This window comes from Microbacterium sp. NPDC055502, assembly GCF_053643635.1.
Genome location: NZ_JBSHKJ010000001.1, coordinates 959,282 through 974,458 on the forward strand (window position 1 = coordinate 959,282; position 15,177 = coordinate 974,458).

Below are 15,177 nucleotides of genomic sequence, written 5' to 3' on the forward strand. Positions count from 1 at the left end.
CCGGGTCAGGCGGTGGTGGGTTCCGGCTGGTGGTGCACGCCGCGCCAGACGCGGGCGCGGAGGGCGGCGAACTCGGGAGACAAGCGCATCTCCTCGGTGCGCGGGTAGGCGAGCGGCACGTCGATCACCTCGGTGATCCGTCCGGGCCGCGGGCTCATCACGATCACGCGGTTGGCGAGGAACACGGCCTCGTCCACGTCGTGGGTGATGAACACGGCGGTGCGCCGCTCCTGCTGCCACGTCTCGAGCAGGTTCTCCTGCATGCTCACCCGGGTCAGCGCGTCGAGCGCGCCGAACGGCTCGTCCATCAGCAGGATCGACGGCTGCGCGGCATAGGCGCGGGCGATCGCGCAGCGCTGCTTCATGCCGCCCGAGAGCTCCTTCGGCAGCGCGCCGGCGAAGTCGCCCAGGCCCACGAGGTCGAGGTAGTGCTGGGCCACCTGCTCGCGCTCGGCCTTCTTCATGCCGCGGATCCGCAGGCCGAACTCGACGTTCTGCCGGGCCGTGAGCCACGGGAAGAGCGCATACTGCTGGAAGATCACGCCCCGGTCGGGCCCGGGCCCCGTGACCGGTCGGCCGCCCACGAGCACCTCCCCCTCGGTGGGGTCGAGGAGCCCCGCCATCAGGTTCAGCAGGGTGCTCTTGCCACAGCCGCTCGGCCCGACGAGGGTGATGAACTCCCCGTCTGCCACGTCGAGGTCGACGTCGTCGAGGCTGCGGACCGTGCCGCGGCTGGTCTCGTAGTGCTTCGAGACCCCGCGGATCGAGATCATCGCGGTCATTTCCGGACCTCCTGCCAGGCGGTGAGCTTGTTCTCGGCGAAGAGCAGGGCACGGTCCATCGCGAACCCGAGCGCGCCGATGAGGATGATGCCCACGACGATGCGCGGGGTGTCGAGGAACTGCGAGGCGGCCTGCATCATGCGGCCGAGACCGAAGGCCGCCGCGATGAGCTCCGAGGCGACGACCGTGGCCCAGGCCGCGCCGAGGGCGACGCGGGTGCCGACGAAGATGAACGGCAGCGAGGCCGGGACGACCACGCGGAGGAAGATCGTGCCGTCGCTCGCGCCGAGCACGCGAGCCGCGTTGACGAGGGTGGTGTCGACGTTGCGCACGCCCTGGAAGGTGGCGAGCACGCACGAGAGGAACGACGCGAGGAAGATGACGAAGATCTTCGCCGGCTCCCCGATGCCGAGGAACACGATCACGAGCGGGATGAGCGCGAGCGGCGGCACGGTGCGGAAGAACTGCACCCACGGCTCGAGCAGCCCGCGGCCCCAGCGATACCAGCCCATGATGAAGCCGGCGGGGACGGCGACGATCACGCCGAGGAGGAAGCCGATGACGACGCGCTGCACGCTCGCCACGGTGTTCAGCAGCAGGCTGCCGTCGAGCAGTCCCTCCCAGAAGCTCTGCACCACGGCGATCGGCGTGGGGGCGAGCGGGTTGTCGCTGACGACCGCGATGATCCACCACACCGCGATGCCGAGCACCAGGGTGGAGAGGTAGAGCAGCGTCAGCGGTTTCTCGGTGCGGACGGTCGTGCGGCGCGCTCTCGTGGCGCGCGGCACCGAGAGCGTCGTGGTCGCCGTCTCGGGTGTGGCGTCGATCATGGCTCTTTCCCTTCGTTGCGTGGGAGCCCGTTGGTGTCAGCCGACCGGGGCGGTCGGAAGGAGGGGAGGCCCGAACACGAAGGTGTCCAGGGCGATGGTGGCGGCGCCGATCATGCCCGCGTCGGCACCGAAGCGCGGCGGCTCGACGCGGATGCCGTCGCGCAGCACGGGCATGACCTGCTCCGCGAGGGCCGCCCTGACGGGTTCGATCACGACCGGGGCCAGGTCGAACAGCAGTCCGCCCAGCACGATCTGCTGCGGGTTGAGGAGGTTGACCATGCTCAGCAGCGCGGTGCTGAGGTGCCGGACGAGGTCGTCGCGCACCTCCAGTGCCCGCGGGTCGGCGGCCTCGACGGCGGCGACGAAGTCCTCCGTCCAGGTGCGGTCGTCGGGGGCGCGGTCGTCGTCGAGCAGCCCGGCGTCGATCATGCGCCGCCGGAGCACACCATCGCTGACCACGGTCTCCAGGCAGCCGCGGCCGCCGCAGGTGCAGGTGGGGCCGTCCTGCTCGACGCGCAGGTGACCGATCTCGACCGCGCCGTGCGTGCCGCCGCGGTACTCGGCGCCGCCCAGGATCAGGCCGGCGCCGACACCGGTGCGCACGTAGACGAAGGCGAGGCTCTCGAGCCCCTGGCCGGTGCCGTAGCGGGACTCGCCGGCGGCCATGGCGCGCACGTTGTGGTCGAGCACGACGTCGAGCCCGAGGGTGCGTTCGAAGTGCTCGGCGATCGGCACGTCGGTCCAGCCGAGCGTGGGGGCGGAGATGTTCACGCGGCGGCTCGCGTCGACGATGCCGGCCACGCCGACGCCGAGGCCGAGCACCTGCTCCAGCGAGATGCCCGCCGTGTCCATCACCCGCTGTAGCAGCTCGTCCGCGAGGTCGAGCACGGCCTCGGGCGCGGTGGGGACCGGGAAGCGGATCTGCTCGGACGCCACGACGCGCGAGGTGAGCTCGACCACTCCTGCCTGGAGGAACCCGGCGCCGATCTGCAGTGCGAGCACGTGGTGGGTGCCGGTGAGGGCGACGTCGGTGCTCGGGCGGCCGACCCTGGCCTCCCGGGTGGCGGGGATCTCCTCCGCCACGAGGCCTGCGTCGACCAGTTCCACGACCACGTTCATCACGGCGGCGGCGCTCAGGCCCGAGGCGCGGGACAGATCGCGACGCGACAGCGGGCCGTGCGAGCGCAGCAGCTGCAGCAGCACGCGACGGTGGTGCGCGCGGATCGCCGCGGCGTCGAGCCGGACCTCGGATAGTTTTTTTTGCACGTAGCTAAATAAACAGCACGTGCGGAAATCCTGTCAAGAGCGGATCTTCTCCGCCCGCCTCAGAGGATGTCGTCGACCTCGCCGTGCGGGATGATCGCCGCCCGGTAGCGCTCCACGAGCTCGCGCCAGCCGAAGCCCTCCGTGTACTCGTGCTCGTACACCGCCTCCGTGAAGTGCCACAGCAGGTACGGATGCGCCCCGAGCCCGTACAGCGCCCCGTAGTCGCGCGCGATGAAGGCCGCCCGCTCCTGCGGCGTCAGCTCCCGGTCGTCGGCGACCGCATCCGGCCCGGCGCCGCCCGCCAGCCACCGGTCGACGAAGCCCTCGGTGTCGGCGACGTACGCGTTCACGTTGGCCGTGCTCATCTCGACCGCCCGCATGAACTTGCCGATCATGTACCTGCTCACGATGCAGACCTCCACAGGAAGAACGGGCTCGAGGCGAAACGCGACGTGGTGGCCTCCGCCAGCTCGGCCGGGCGGCCCTGCATCGCGGCGAGCGCCGTGACGATGTTCACGTACTGGTAGGTGACGTTGCCCGCCGCCATGATGCGGTCGAACCGGCAGCCGGCGATCGCGGCGTCGAGGTCGCCGTCGCGCATCCACCCGACCGCCTCGGCGTCGAACGCGGGGTCGGGCGAGCCGTTGAACGTGCGCGGCCCTCCGACGTCGGTGGCCATGTGGCCCGAGGTGAGCAGCGCCACCCTGGCCCCGCCGTCCCACGACTCGACCGCGGCGCGCAGGTGATGTCCGAGCGCGGCGAACCGCGCGGCCGAGGGCAGCGGCGGCAGGATGGCATTCGCGTGGATGGGCACGATCGGCAGGTCGAGCTCGGGCCGCACGTACTGCAGCGGGAGGACGAAGCTGTGGTCGAGCCGCCACTCGTGCGACACCGAGAAGTCGATCGCCTCGGGCAGCACCTCGCGTCCGGCGATCTGCGCCGCGAGCTCGGGATGCCCGGTGAGCTCGGCGTATTCCATGCCGAACGTGCGCACCTCATTCTCGTACGTGCCGTGGTACGACGCGGCTTTGCCGACGATGAACGCGGGCGAGTTGTCGGCGAAGAACTGCCGCACGTGGTCGGTGCCGAGCACGATCAGCACGTCGACCTCGGCCTCGGCGATCGCCTCACGGATGCGCCGGAAGTTCGCCTCCACCGCGACCAGGTCGGGCGGATACGGCTCCCGCATCGCGCGCCACAGCAGCGGGTTGTGCGGGGTCGCCGCCGCCAGCACCAGTTCAGCCACGGTCGGCTCCCTTCTCCGCGGTCACAGCCGGAACAGCTTCCGCGCGTTGTCGATCAGGATCTTGCGGCGCGACTCCTCCTTGAAGCCGAGCTCGTCGAACTCCGCCATCCACCGGTCCGCGGTCATCACGGGCCAGTCCGAGCCGAACAGCACCCGGTCGGAGATGAGCGAGTCCGCGTAGCGCACCACCTCGGGCGGCAGGTACTTCGGAGCCCAGCCGGAGAGGTCGAGGTACACGTTCGACTTGTGCCACACCATCGCCAGGTTCTCCAGGTGCCACGGCCACGCCGGGTGCGCGCTGATGATGTTCAGCTCGGGGAACTCGGCCGCGACGTCGTCGATGTAGGGCACGGGGCGGGCGTTCTCCAGCCGGTACCCTCCGCCGCCCGGGGTGCCGGCGCCCGCACCGGGGAACCCGGAGTGGAACATGACCACCAGCCCGAGCTCGGCGCAGGTCTCCCAGATCGGCCAGAACCGACGGTCGTTCGCCAGGAACCTCTGCCGCGACGGGTTCAGCTCGCCCACGCCCTTGATGCCGTACTCGTCGTGCATGCGGCGGATCTCGGCGATCGCCGCCTCGCCCTTCCACGGGTCGATGCCCGCGAAGGCCAGGAACACGTCGGGGTGGTCTCGCTGCGCCCGGCCCAGCAGGTCGTTGGGGGCGCCCTTGATCCCGCTGGTCGTCTCCGAGTCGGAGTTGACGATCACGGCCATCATCCTGCGGTCGCGGTACTGGTCGGCCTGCTCGGCGAACGACACGACCGGCCGCTCCCGTCCGAAGTGCGCGGCCATCTGCGTGTGCCGCGTGCCCATCGCCGCGATGAACTCCTCGGTCTGCGGGTGGGTGTGCACGTCGATCGCCACCAGGTCGTCGATGCCGGGCATCAGGCCGCTCCTTCGTTCAGGGTTCCGGTCGCGATGCGCAGGCCGGTCAGCTCCTCGGTGTCGGCCCCGAGCGCGGGCGCATAGACCAGCTCGGGCCGGCCGCTGCGGTGGAACCGGGTGCTCGGCACCGGCACGCGCACCGCGCCGCCCGGTCCCGCGATCTCCTCGACCAGGCCCATGCTCGCGATCTGCGGGTCGTCGAACAGGTCGCCCATCGTGTTGAGCGGGCCGTGCGGGATGTCGTGCGCGGCCAGGCGCTCCAGCCACTCGGCGCGCGGACGGGTGGCGGCGATCTCCTTGAGCACCGCGTCGAGCTCGTCGTAGTTCCGCACGCGCCCCTCCCTGGTCGCGAACCGGGGGTCGTCGGCGAGGTCGGGCCGCTCCAGCACGTCGAGCAGCCCGGTCCAGAACTTCTCCGGCACCGACATGTGGATCACGAACGCCTTGCCGTCGGAGCCGCGGCACGCGTACGCCTGGGCGCGACGCGGACGCGAGTCCGGCGACGACACCTGCCCGGTCTCCAGGAACGCGGAGGCGGACTCGGTGAGGAAGTCGAGCAGCGCACCCACCATCGACACCTCGACGTGCTCGCCCTCCCCGCTCACGTCGCGGGCGTGGAGGGCCGCGAGCACCGCCTGCACGGCCGACATCCCCGACAGCAGATCGGAGAACGCCGGGCCGAGCGGTCGGATCGTGTCGGCCGGGACGACCTGGCTGTACATACCGCCGGTCGCGGAGATCACGGTGTCGTACGCGGGACGCTTCGCCGAGGGTCCCGTGGGGCCGAAGCCGGTGATGGAACAGGTGATGACGCGCGGGTTGTGCGCGTGCAGGGCCTCCGGACCGAAGCCGAGCCGCTCGGCGACGCCCGGTCGGAAGTTGTCGAGCACGATGTCGGCGTCGGCGACCAGGGCGAACAGCGCCGCCAGCCCCTGCGGACTCTTCAGGTCGAGCACCACCCCGCGCTTGCCCCGGTTGTACGCGGCGAACTGCGGGCTCATGGTCGCTCGACCCTCCCACCGCCGCATCGGGTCGCCCTCCGGCGACTCGACCTTGATCACCTCGGCACCGAGGTCGGCCAGGAGCTTCGCCGCGAAAGGGCCGGAGATGTACTGGCCCAGCTCGACCACCCGGATCCCGGCGAGCGCCCCGGCGCCCGGCAGTGCAGTACTCGTCACGTCTGGTCTCCTCTTCGATACCCGTGGTCAGCGCACATCCACGATCACCTTCCCGTCGCCGGCGCGGGGGAAGTCGCGGTAGGCCGTGGCGATGTCGTCGAGCGCGTACCGGGCGCCCGCGAGCGGCGGCAGCACTCCGGCGGCGGCGAGGGCGAGGGCCTCCGCCACGTCGTCGTACCGGGCGCTCGCGGCACCCGCGAGGCGCTTGCGGCGCAGGTAGAAGTCGCGCGCATCGATCCGCAGGTCGGGGTCGACCGAGGCCGAGCAGAACACGGCCCGTCCACCCCAGCCGAGCGCAGCGACCCCGGCGCTCAGCGTGGGGCCGTGGCCGGAGACGTCGAGCACCACGTCGAAGCCGTCCTCCGCGGCGAGGGCGTCCGCGAGGGCGGCGGGATCGGGCGCGTGCAGGAGCCGCTCGTCGCCGACCGGCGTCAGGGGCCGGCGGGAGGCCGCCACCACGCGGGCTCCCCGGGCGAGCGCGATCGCGACGGCTGCGCGACCGAGCGTTCCGCCCGCACCGGTGACGAGGATCCGCTCGTCGGCGGCGAACGCGGCGATCCGCAGGGCGTTGAGCACGATGGGGGCGCTGTGCACCACAGCCGTGGCGTCGGCAGCGGTCAGGCCGTGGCGGTCGATCGCGTTGCGCGCGGGCACCGCGACGAACTCGGCGGCGCCGCCGTCGCGGTGCACGCCGACGACGGTCTGCGATGGGCAGTCGGCCTCGTCTCCGGCGTGGCAGCGGGGGCACGTGCCGCAGGCGATGTTGGGCTTGACGACCACGGCCTGGCCGAGGCGCTCGGGGTCGACGCCGGAGCCGACGGCGACGATCTCCCCCGCCGGGTCGATGCCGAGGATGCGCGGGAGCCGGGCGTGCGCTCCGGGGCCGACGCCGGCGATGACGTTGAGGTCGAGCTGGTTGATGCCCACGGTCTCGACGCGGATCAGCACTTCGCCCGGAGCGGCCGACGGCACCGCCGACTCCGTGACGGTCAGGCCGTCCAGGTCGTGGCTGCTCAGCACGGCGGCACGCATGGTCACCTCTTCATCGTGGGACTGTTTCGGATACTGTATCCAATTTTCATCGTGGTCGTCCAGACCCCGTTGTCAGCACGATATCGGCCGAAGCATGGACAGCCGGTACCAAATTGGATACCGTATCCCAAAATCCGCGTGAGACGCCCCCCTCACGAAGGGGCGCACGCACTGCCCGAATGGAGAGTCATGCGCACGACAAGAACCAGGCTCGGCCTCGCCGTGGCCGGAGGCGCAGCAGCACTGACGCTGCTCGCCGGCTGCACCTCGCCGACACCCGCACCCGACGGCCCGGTCGACCTCGGCGACGGGGAACCCGGCGCCGCCGAAGACACCAGCATCACGGTGGCCATCCCCTTCCCCGACGTCACGATGTACTCGATGTTCGTCCTCGGCACCGACCTCGGCTACTACGAGGAGGAGGGCCTCACCGTCGAGGTCATCACCGCCGACAACGTCACCGCCGCGGTCGCGAGCGGCAGCGCCGACATCGGCGTGGAGTCCACCGGCACCGTGATCGACGCCATCCGCGGCGGCGTGGAGATCGACCTGGTGTCTGGCCACTACTGCCGCCAGAACTTCGACTTCGCGGCCCAGTCCGACGTGGAGAGCGTCGAAGACCTCGACGGCACCTCGATCGTCCTCGCCGGAACCCCCGGCGACCCGGCCGAGTTCCAGCGGGCACAGGTGCTCGCGGAAGAGGGCTGGGACCTCGAGAGCATCAACGCGGAGGTCGTCTACCCCGGACCCGGCTCCGAATCGTGGACCGAGTTCTTCGTGAACGACCGCATCTCGCTGCAGCCCTTCTACGCCGACGACCGTGCGGCACTGGAAGAGCACGGCGCGAACATCGTCGTGGAGTCGCTGCGCAACTGGGCCAACGACGTGCAGATCGCCGGCACGGCCTGGGTGAAGGAGAACCCGAACTCGCTCGTGCGGTTCCTGCGCGCCACACTCAAGGCCACCGACTTCATGACGGCCCCCGCACCGGGCGAGTTCCCGGAGAACGCGGAGGAGGCGCTGGACATCTACGAGGCCAACGACTTCGACGTTCAGCAGCTCCGCGACTCCGACAGCGTCTGGATCCTCGACGGCCACCTCGCCTGCCCGAACCTGTACTTCGACGCGGACGCCTGGGACACCACGATCGAGACGCAGAAGCTCGAGCCGCTGGAGTTCGACGACGCGCAGCTCGCGCACCTGTTCAAGGCGCAGGAGCTGCTCGGGCTCGACAACGAGGGACCGGCGACGCTCCCCTACCCCTGAGCCGCACGACCCCGGACGAGGCCCCACCGTTGCGCATGGCGGTGGGGCCTCGTCGCGTCCGCGGGTCAGTAGCGATCGCGGGCCTGGAGGATCACGATCTGCTCGTCGCTCACGTAGTACACGAGGCGGTGGGTCTGGTCGATGCGGCGGGACCAGGCGCCGGAGAGCACGTGCTTCAGGGGCTCCGGCTTGCCGATGCCCTCGAACGGGTCACGGAGGACATCGGCGATCAACTGATTGATCCGTCGCAGCGTCTTCCGGTCCTGGCCCTGCCAGTCGGTGTAGTCCTCCCACCCGTGCGGGTCGAAGGCGAGCCGCCTGCTCACTCGTCGATCAGGTCGTGCTGCTCGGACTCACCTCGGCGGGCGCGCTCGAGTGCCGAGAGGAGCCGCTCCGCGCCGACGGGGTTGCGCAGCAGGTAGGCTGTCTCCGTGAGCGCGTCGTAGTCGTCCTTCGACATGAGCACGGCGTTGCCGCGGCGGGACACGACCTCGACCGGAGCATGGTCGTCGTTCACCTGCTGGATGAGACCGAAGAGACTCTTCCGCGCCTCGGTCGCGGAGATCGCCGTCATCTCGTCACCTCCTGAGTGGTACAGAAAAGCGTACCACTCGGCGAAGCGAGAAGGCGGACCCGACCCCCGTCGCGCATGAGACGGGGGCCGGGAGTCGGGGGCGGCGTCAGCCGACGATCTTCCGCTCGTCGTACCAGGGCGCCAGCCTGCGGCGCAGCACCGAGATGAGGAACAGCGTCAGGTTCGCGATGATCACCATCACCACGACCATCGCGATCGCCTCGTCCATGCGGAACTGATACGCCGCGAACTCCAGCAGGTGACCGAGGCCCCCGGTCCCGCCGAGGAACTCGCCGAGCACCTCGCCCGTGAAGCCGAGGGCTGCACCGCGCTGGATGCCGGACAGGCTGTAGGGCAGCGTCGCCGGGAAGACGACCTTCCACCCCAGCCCGATGCCCTTCGCGCCGTATACGCGCGCCGCGTTCACGAGCGACGGGTTCACGGTGACCGCGCCCTCCATCGTGTTCAGCAGGATCGGGAACACCGCGAGCAGGATCACGAGGGCGATCTTCGACTCGCTGCCGAGCCCGAGGCCCAGGATGAACAGCGGAGCGAGCGCGACCTTGGGCGTGGAGTAGAGCACCCACAGGAACGGGGCCACCATGAAGCGCAGCACCGGGGACCAGCCGACCGCGAGCCCCACGACCACACCCACGACGATCGCGATGGCCAGGCCGATGAGCAGGTTCGTGACGCTGAAGCCGAAGGCGCCCCAGAACTCCGGGTCGACCATGAGCCGCCCGAAGGCCACGGCGATCGCGCTGGGCGCGGGCAGGAACGCCTCGGGCACCCACTGGAACCAGGTGACCGCCGCCTCCCACACGAGCAGCACGGCGGCCACGACCGCGATCAGCAGCAGCGTCCACCTGCCCTCGCCAGCGCGCACCACGCGCCGGGGACGCACGATCCGCACGGTGCCGGTGGCCGACATGACGCTCATCGCTTGCCCTTCCTCGTCCACGGCGCGACCCCGCGCTCGATCGCGGTGACCACCTGGGTCATGCCCACGCTCCACACCACGACGAGCGCGATCGCCGCGAACGCCTGATCCGTCTGATACGTGTTGGAGGCGCGGATGATGAGCGCGCCCATGCCGCTCGACGACCCGGCGAGCTCGGCCACGACCATGCCGATCGTGGCGAGCACGACCGCCTGGCGGAGACCGGCGAACAGGAACGGGATCGTCGACGGCAGGTACACCGAGCGGTACAGCCGCAGGCGGCCCGCGCCGTACACGCGGGCGGCGCGGATGATCGACGGGTTCGTGGTGCGCATGCCGGCGGCGACGTTCAGCAGGATCGGGAAGATCGCGCTGATCGTGACGAGGAAGATGACCGGTCCGATGCCGAAGCCGAACCAGGCCTTCGCGAGCGGCTGGTATGCGATCGACGGGGTGGCGTAGATGGTCCAGGCGATCGGACCGACCACGCGGTCGACCGGGAGGGACGAGCCCATCAGCAGGCCGACCGGGATGCCCACGACCACGGCGAGCGCGAAGCCGGTCAGCCACGCCTGCGCCGAGATCCCGGCGTTCGCGGCGAGCGACCCGTTCGCGATGATCTCCCCGAAACCCTGCGCGATCGACAGCGGGGGCGGCAGGAAGACCGGGTTGATCCAGCCCAGGACTCCGACCACGAGCTGCCACAGCAGCAGGAGCACGACGACCTCGACCGCGATGACCGCGGCCTTGCCGCGCGTGCTCAGCCCCGCGAGCCAGGCGGCGACCCCGCCGCGTCCGAGGTTCGGTCCCGTGGCGAGCAGCGCGCTCATTTCGACACCGCTGCCGCCGTGGCCTCGCCCTCCAGCGCCTCCCAGAGGTGGTCGCGGAGTTCGAGGAAGCGGGGATCGTGCTGCACCGACCGCTCGGAGCGCGGCCGCTCGATCCCCGTGGTGATGATCTCCTTGATCGCGCCGGGGTGACTCTTGAACACCACGATGCGGTCGCCCAGGAGGATCGCCTCCTCGATCGAGTGCGTGATGAACAGGACGGTCTTGCCGGTCTTCTCGATCAGCTTCTCGATCTCGTCGCGCATCACCTCGCGGGTGAGGGCGTCGACGGCGCCCAGCGGCTCATCCATCAGCAGGATGCGCGGCTCGGCGACGAACGCCCGGGCGAGACCCACCCGCTGCTGCATGCCGCCGGACAGCTCCCGCGGGTACGACGACTCGAAGCCCTTGAGGCCCACCATGTCGATGGCCTCCTGCACGCGCTCGCGCCAGTCGGCCGTGCGCAGGCCCTTCTGCATCTCGAGCCCGAACTTCACGTTGTCGAACACCGTGCGCCAGGGCAGCAGCGCGTAGTCCTGGAACACGACGGCCCGGTCGGGTCCCGGGCCGTCGACCTCCGTGCCATCCACCAGGACGGACCCGGTGCTCGGCGCGACGAGGCCGGCGATGACGTTCATGAACGTCGTCTTGCCGCACCCCGACGGGCCGAGCACCGTGATGAACTCGCCCTCGAACACGTCGAGGTCGACGTTCTCGATCGCGATCAGCTTCTTCCCCGTGCGCGCCACGTCGTAGCTCACGGAGAGTCCGGTGACCGAGATCAACGGGTCCGTGGCGGAGGGTGCGGTGTCTTTCACGTCAGTCATCGTCGACCTCTCGTCTTGTCGCCGCGCTCGGGTGCGCGGCTTATCGCAGCTTAGGAAGCACCTCGGTGCCGAGGAGCTCGATCTGCTCGAAGAACCGATCGAACTTGAAGCGGAAGTCGAACACCAGGTGCTCGGTGCCGATCTCCTCGAACCGGCGGATCTGATCGACCGCCTCGTCGGGGCTGCCGACGATGAGCTGACCCTCCAGGTCTTCCACGGTCTCGAAGCTGCCGGACGGCGGCTTCACCGCGAACTTCGCCTTGTTCGCCCACGCCAGCAGGCCGGGGATGTTCACGTGCTTGAGCGCCTCCTCGCGGGTGTCCTCGATGGAGGTGGGCGGGATCACAGCGATGGTCGGCATCGGCCGGCCGTTCTCGTCGGTCATCTCGCGCATGGTCTGGATGCGCTTCTCCATCGTGGCCAGACCCGTGCGGCCGGGCATCCAGCCGTCGGCGAACTCCGCCGCGAGGCGGGCCGACCGCGGGGTCGCGCCGCAGTACCAGAACGGGATGCGACCGCCGACGGGCTTGGGCTCGATGGTGACGTTCTCGAACGAGAAGATGCCGTCGTCGTAGGTGACGTCGTTCTCGGTGAACACGCGGCGCAGGATCTCGGCGTTCGAGCGCACCATCTCCACACGGTCCAGGTCGCCCCAGCCGATCGCCTCGAACTCGTGGTCGAACGTGCCGGCGCCGAAGCCGAGGATCAGGCGCGGGCCGAGCAGCTGGGTCATGGTGCCGGCCATCAGCGCCGTCACGAGCGGGTGCCGGAACGGGATGAGCGACCCGGTGCCGAGCTCGATCTTCTCGGTCACCGCGCCGATGGCGGTGAGCGTGGTGAGCGCGTCGTAGAACGTGCGGTTGGGCTTCTCCATCTCGCCGTGCGGCTCGAACACGAGGTGGTCGCGCACCCACACGGAGTCGAATCCGAAGCTCTCGGCGAGCTTCGACCCCTCCAGGAGCTTCTCCTTGCTCGCCTCCTCGCCGAAGTGCGGCAGCAGCAGTCCGAATTTCATGTCAGTTCCTCTCTGCGGCCAGTGCCGCCCTGTCTTCCGCCGAGGCGGCGAGCTTTCCGAAGGCGGGGTCGCCGACGACCTCGCGGTCGACGTACACGTCTTCTCCGCGCACCAGCGTGCGCTGGATGCGGGCGCTGATGGTGCGCCCGTCGTACGGGGTCCAGCCGATCTTCGACAGCACGTCGTCGTTCGTGATGGTCCACTCGTCGGCCAGGTCGGCGATCACGATGTCGGCGTCGGCGCCGATCGTGAGGGAGCCCTTGACGCCCTCCAGGCCGAACTTCGCGGCGGGGATGTGGGCGACCATGTCGATCGCACGCTGCAGGTCGAGCTCGCCCTTGTTCACGGCGTCGAGCATGAGCTCGTAGTAGTACTGGATGCCCGGGGTGCCCGTGTGCGAGCTCCACATCTTGGTCCAGCCGACCTCCTTCTCCTCGCGGGTGTGCGGGGCGTGGTCGCTGGCGGCGATGTCGATCGTGCCGTCCCGCATGCCCTCCCACACGGCGGTGCGGTTGTCGTCGGGCACCCAGTAGCTCAGGGCGTAGGGACCGAGGGTCTCCACGTCGTCCCACGTGGACAGGAACGGCGCCCAGTGGTTGACCTCGCATGTGACGTCGATGCCGTTCTGCTTGGCGCGGCGCACGGCCTCGATCGAGCGCCGGGTCTGGATGTGCGCGATGTGCACGGGGCAGCCGGAGGCCTCGGCGAGCCGCAGCACCACGTCGATCGCGGTGTCCCAGATCACGCCCTCGCGCGCGGCGTAGGCGGAGGCGTAGCCCTGCGGGGTGTTCTCGCCGCGGGCGAGGTAGGCGCCCTCGATGTAGTCCATGAGCGCCTGGTCGTGCGGGTGCACGATGAAGCGCTTCCCGGTCTGGGCGATGTGGTCCATGATCTCGAGCAGGTGCCCGTGGTCGTGGATGCCGGTTCCGGAGGGGTGCGGGTAGTCGCGGCCCGTGTCGACGACCATGTAGATCTTGTAGGCGCGGATGCCGAGGTCGCTCATGCCCGCGATCTCGTCGAACTTCGTCGGGGCGGGGTTGTGGTTCCAGTCGACGATCGACGACTCCTCGTAGCGCCGGAACACGTCGGTGAGGGTGGCGACGTCGGTCGTGGGCGGCTTGAGGTTGGGCATGCCGAACATCGTCGTGACACCGCCGGCCGCGGCCTGGAGGCTGGTCGTGTAGATGTCGTCCTTGTGCTCGTAGCCGGGCTCGCGGGTGTGCACGTGCACGTCGACCATGCCGGGCAGCACGAGCTTGCCGGTGGCGTCGATCGTGCGCGCGGCGTCGATGTCGGTGTCGGCCGCGACGATGCCGGCGACCCGGCCGTCGGCGACGAGCAGGTCGGCGACGACCGGTCCTGCGGGGGTGACGACGGTGCCGCCGGTGATCTTCAGATCGACGCTCATCGCGCGACCTCCTGTTCCTGAACGGATTCTGTCTGGATGGACTCGCCGATCGCGGGCGACGGCGTGGTCCGGTGGATGAGATGCGCGGGGCGCACGTGCGTGTCGAACCAGCCGACGATCACCGGGGTGGTCTGCTCCCAGTACGTGTCGTAGGCGGCGTAGTGCGTGGTGTGCCGCTGCATGATGAGCTGCTTGGGGCCGCGCGCCGCCTCGTACAGCGCCTCGGCGTGATCGGTCGGCGTGGTCGCATCGCCCTCGACGCCGATCACGAGCAGCGGCGTGGTCAGGCGGGCCGCGGCGTCGATGGGGCGGTAGGCGATGATGCCCTCGGCGCACGCGAGCGGCACGGCGGAGGGGATGCGGTCGTCGACGTCGGCCTTGATGGTGGTGGCGCGACGCTCGGCCGTGGGGATCATGATCTCCTCGCGGGGGTGCACGATGCGGCCCTCCCCCGTGGTGACGCGCCGGCGGCGGTCGTCGTCGAGCGACTTCTGGAAGTCGAGCCACTCGTACTCGCTGCGCATGCGGTGCAGCCAGTCCTCGCCGTCGGCCACGGGAACCTGGCTGACGGCGGCCTTGACGCGCGGATCGACGTCGGCGAGCAGCACCGCGTTGCCACCGCCGGTGCCGCCGGTGCCGAACACCCCGATGGCGTCGGCGATCACGTCGTCGCGCGTGGTGAGGTAGGTGACGGCGTTGACGAGGTCCTGTAGCTGCCAGGCGGGCGAGAGGTAGCCGCGGTCGCCGTCGGAGTCGCCGAAGCCGCGGTAGTCGATCACGAGCACCGCGAAGCCGGCCGCGACGAGGGCCTCGTGGTAGCGGACGTAGAGCTTGGCGTCCTTGAGGCCGAGCCAGCCGGGCCCCTGCACGATCGCGCGGTACGGGCCGTCATGGTCGGGGGTCCGCCAGATCGCGGAGATGCGGGAGCCCTCGCTGAAGAACGAGACGGGTGTGGTCTGCATGGATTCCTCTCGGCTGAACGCGGCGTCGCGATCGGGCGATGTGCGCCGCGGCGGTGGGGCTTCTTCATCATGACCCATTTTGGATCCAGAATCCAGTATTGATTGGATCCAGAATCCGAGCTAGCATGACCGCATCGCG

The 15,177-nt window shown here is 70.0% G+C and carries 17 protein-coding genes; 1 reads left to right on the plus strand and 16 read right to left on the minus strand.

Annotation, left to right across the window (positions count from 1 at the left end; all coding sequences use genetic code 11):
* Positions 1 to 5: 5 nt before the first annotated feature.
* Genes ACWH95_RS04790 through ACWH95_RS04825 form a run of 8 tightly spaced genes read right to left on the minus strand, consistent with a single transcriptional unit; the run spans position 6 to position 7,219 of the window.
* Complete coding sequence (locus ACWH95_RS04790; RefSeq protein WP_136035162.1) at positions 6 to 782, minus strand: ABC transporter ATP-binding protein; 777 nt, start codon at positions 780 to 782, stop codon at positions 6 to 8.
* Positions 779 to 1,612 carry an ABC transporter permease gene (locus ACWH95_RS04795; RefSeq protein WP_136035163.1) on the minus strand — a complete coding sequence of 278 codons (834 nt, stop codon included), beginning with the start codon at positions 1,610 to 1,612 and terminating at the stop codon, positions 779 to 781. The genes ACWH95_RS04790 and ACWH95_RS04795 overlap by 4 nt, the downstream gene beginning before the upstream one ends.
* A 36-nt stretch (positions 1,613 to 1,648) precedes the next feature.
* On the minus strand, positions 1,649 to 2,878 hold the full coding sequence (locus ACWH95_RS04800; RefSeq protein ID WP_136035164.1) for an ROK family transcriptional regulator: 1,230 nt from the start codon (positions 2,876 to 2,878) through the stop codon (positions 1,649 to 1,651).
* Positions 2,879 to 2,937: 59 nt separating this feature from the next.
* The gene (locus tag ACWH95_RS04805; RefSeq protein ID WP_136035165.1) at positions 2,938 to 3,285 is read right to left on the minus strand and encodes a hypothetical protein; all 348 of its coding nucleotides are present in this window, start codon (positions 3,283 to 3,285) and stop codon (positions 2,938 to 2,940) included.
* Complete coding sequence (locus ACWH95_RS04810; RefSeq protein WP_136044496.1) at positions 3,282 to 4,124, minus strand: DODA-type extradiol aromatic ring-opening family dioxygenase; 843 nt, start codon at positions 4,122 to 4,124, stop codon at positions 3,282 to 3,284. Before ACWH95_RS04810 ends, ACWH95_RS04805 begins: the two co-directional genes overlap by 4 nt.
* Positions 4,125 to 4,145: 21 nt before the next feature.
* A complete protein-coding gene (locus ACWH95_RS04815; RefSeq protein WP_136036795.1) occupies positions 4,146 to 5,009 on the minus strand; it encodes an amidohydrolase family protein in 864 nt (287 codons plus the stop codon).
* A complete protein-coding gene (locus tag ACWH95_RS04820) occupies positions 5,009 to 6,187 on the minus strand; it encodes a CaiB/BaiF CoA transferase family protein (protein WP_454120289.1) in 1,179 nt (392 codons plus the stop codon). Before ACWH95_RS04820 ends, ACWH95_RS04815 begins: the two co-directional genes overlap by 1 nt.
* A 27-nt stretch (positions 6,188 to 6,214) precedes the next feature.
* On the minus strand, positions 6,215 to 7,219 hold the full coding sequence (locus ACWH95_RS04825; protein ID WP_454120656.1) for an alcohol dehydrogenase catalytic domain-containing protein: 1,005 nt from the start codon (positions 7,217 to 7,219) through the stop codon (positions 6,215 to 6,217).
* A 189-nt stretch (positions 7,220 to 7,408) separates the two neighbouring features.
* On the opposite strand from ACWH95_RS04825, the gene ACWH95_RS04830 reads away from it, so the two are divergent.
* Positions 7,409 to 8,485: an ABC transporter substrate-binding protein gene (locus tag ACWH95_RS04830; protein WP_454120291.1), complete on the plus strand. Its 1,077-nt coding sequence runs from the start codon at positions 7,409 to 7,411 to the stop codon at positions 8,483 to 8,485.
* A gap of 65 nt (positions 8,486 to 8,550) precedes the next feature.
* Here ACWH95_RS04830 and ACWH95_RS04835 read toward each other — a convergent pair whose 3' ends face one another.
* The 8 genes from ACWH95_RS04835 to ACWH95_RS04870 form a co-directional block, all read right to left on the minus strand.
* Complete coding sequence (locus ACWH95_RS04835; RefSeq protein ID WP_454120292.1) at positions 8,551 to 8,811, minus strand: Txe/YoeB family addiction module toxin; 261 nt, start codon at positions 8,809 to 8,811, stop codon at positions 8,551 to 8,553.
* On the minus strand, positions 8,808 to 9,059 hold the full coding sequence (locus ACWH95_RS04840; protein WP_136035172.1) for a type II toxin-antitoxin system Phd/YefM family antitoxin: 252 nt from the start codon (positions 9,057 to 9,059) through the stop codon (positions 8,808 to 8,810). The genes ACWH95_RS04835 and ACWH95_RS04840 overlap by 4 nt, the downstream gene beginning before the upstream one ends.
* 106 nt (positions 9,060 to 9,165) lie before the next feature.
* Positions 9,166 to 9,999, minus strand: coding sequence for an ABC transporter permease (locus ACWH95_RS04845; protein ID WP_454120293.1), 834 nt, complete (start codon positions 9,997 to 9,999; stop codon positions 9,166 to 9,168).
* The gene (locus ACWH95_RS04850; protein ID WP_454120294.1) at positions 9,996 to 10,829 is read right to left on the minus strand and encodes an ABC transporter permease; all 834 of its coding nucleotides are present in this window, start codon (positions 10,827 to 10,829) and stop codon (positions 9,996 to 9,998) included. The genes ACWH95_RS04845 and ACWH95_RS04850 overlap by 4 nt, the downstream gene beginning before the upstream one ends.
* On the minus strand, positions 10,826 to 11,653 hold the full coding sequence (locus tag ACWH95_RS04855; protein ID WP_136035175.1) for an ABC transporter ATP-binding protein: 828 nt from the start codon (positions 11,651 to 11,653) through the stop codon (positions 10,826 to 10,828). Before ACWH95_RS04855 ends, ACWH95_RS04850 begins: the two co-directional genes overlap by 4 nt.
* A 40-nt stretch (positions 11,654 to 11,693) precedes the next feature.
* Positions 11,694 to 12,668 (minus strand): LLM class flavin-dependent oxidoreductase, encoded by a 975-nt coding sequence (locus ACWH95_RS04860; protein WP_136035176.1) that lies wholly within the window; start codon positions 12,666 to 12,668, stop codon positions 11,694 to 11,696.
* 1 nt (position 12,669) lies between these two features.
* Positions 12,670 to 14,076, minus strand: a complete 1,407-nt coding sequence (locus ACWH95_RS04865; protein ID WP_136036801.1) for a dihydroorotase — start codon at positions 14,074 to 14,076, stop codon at positions 12,670 to 12,672.
* Positions 14,073 to 15,038 carry an alpha/beta hydrolase gene (locus ACWH95_RS04870; RefSeq protein WP_136035178.1) on the minus strand — a complete coding sequence of 322 codons (966 nt, stop codon included), beginning with the start codon at positions 15,036 to 15,038 and terminating at the stop codon, positions 14,073 to 14,075. Before ACWH95_RS04870 ends, ACWH95_RS04865 begins: the two co-directional genes overlap by 4 nt.
* Positions 15,039 to 15,177: the final 139 nt, after the last annotated feature.

Coding starts and splice junctions, on each gene's coding strand:
- ACWH95_RS04790 (WP_136035162.1), bottom strand. CDS start 782: ATGACCGCGATGATCTCGATCCGCGGGGTCTCGAAGCACTACGAGACC.
- ACWH95_RS04795 (WP_136035163.1), bottom strand. CDS start 1,612: ATGATCGACGCCACACCCGAGACGGCGACCACGACGCTCTCGGTGCCG.
- ACWH95_RS04815 (WP_136036795.1), bottom strand. CDS start 5,009: ATGCCCGGCATCGACGACCTGGTGGCGATCGACGTGCACACCCACCCG.
- ACWH95_RS04825 (WP_454120656.1), bottom strand. CDS start 7,219: ATGCGTGCCGCCGTGCTGAGCAGCCACGACCTGGACGGCCTGACCGTC.
- ACWH95_RS04830 (WP_454120291.1), top strand. CDS start 7,409: ATGCGCACGACAAGAACCAGGCTCGGCCTCGCCGTGGCCGGAGGCGCA.
- ACWH95_RS04840 (WP_136035172.1), bottom strand. CDS start 9,059: ATGACGGCGATCTCCGCGACCGAGGCGCGGAAGAGTCTCTTCGGTCTC.
- ACWH95_RS04845 (WP_454120293.1), bottom strand. CDS start 9,999: ATGAGCGTCATGTCGGCCACCGGCACCGTGCGGATCGTGCGTCCCCGG.
- ACWH95_RS04850 (WP_454120294.1), bottom strand. CDS start 10,829: ATGAGCGCGCTGCTCGCCACGGGACCGAACCTCGGACGCGGCGGGGTC.
- ACWH95_RS04855 (WP_136035175.1), bottom strand. CDS start 11,653: ATGACTGACGTGAAAGACACCGCACCCTCCGCCACGGACCCGTTGATC.
- ACWH95_RS04860 (WP_136035176.1), bottom strand. CDS start 12,668: ATGAAATTCGGACTGCTGCTGCCGCACTTCGGCGAGGAGGCGAGCAAG.
- ACWH95_RS04865 (WP_136036801.1), bottom strand. CDS start 14,076: ATGAGCGTCGATCTGAAGATCACCGGCGGCACCGTCGTCACCCCCGCA.
- ACWH95_RS04870 (WP_136035178.1), bottom strand. CDS start 15,038: ATGCAGACCACACCCGTCTCGTTCTTCAGCGAGGGCTCCCGCATCTCC.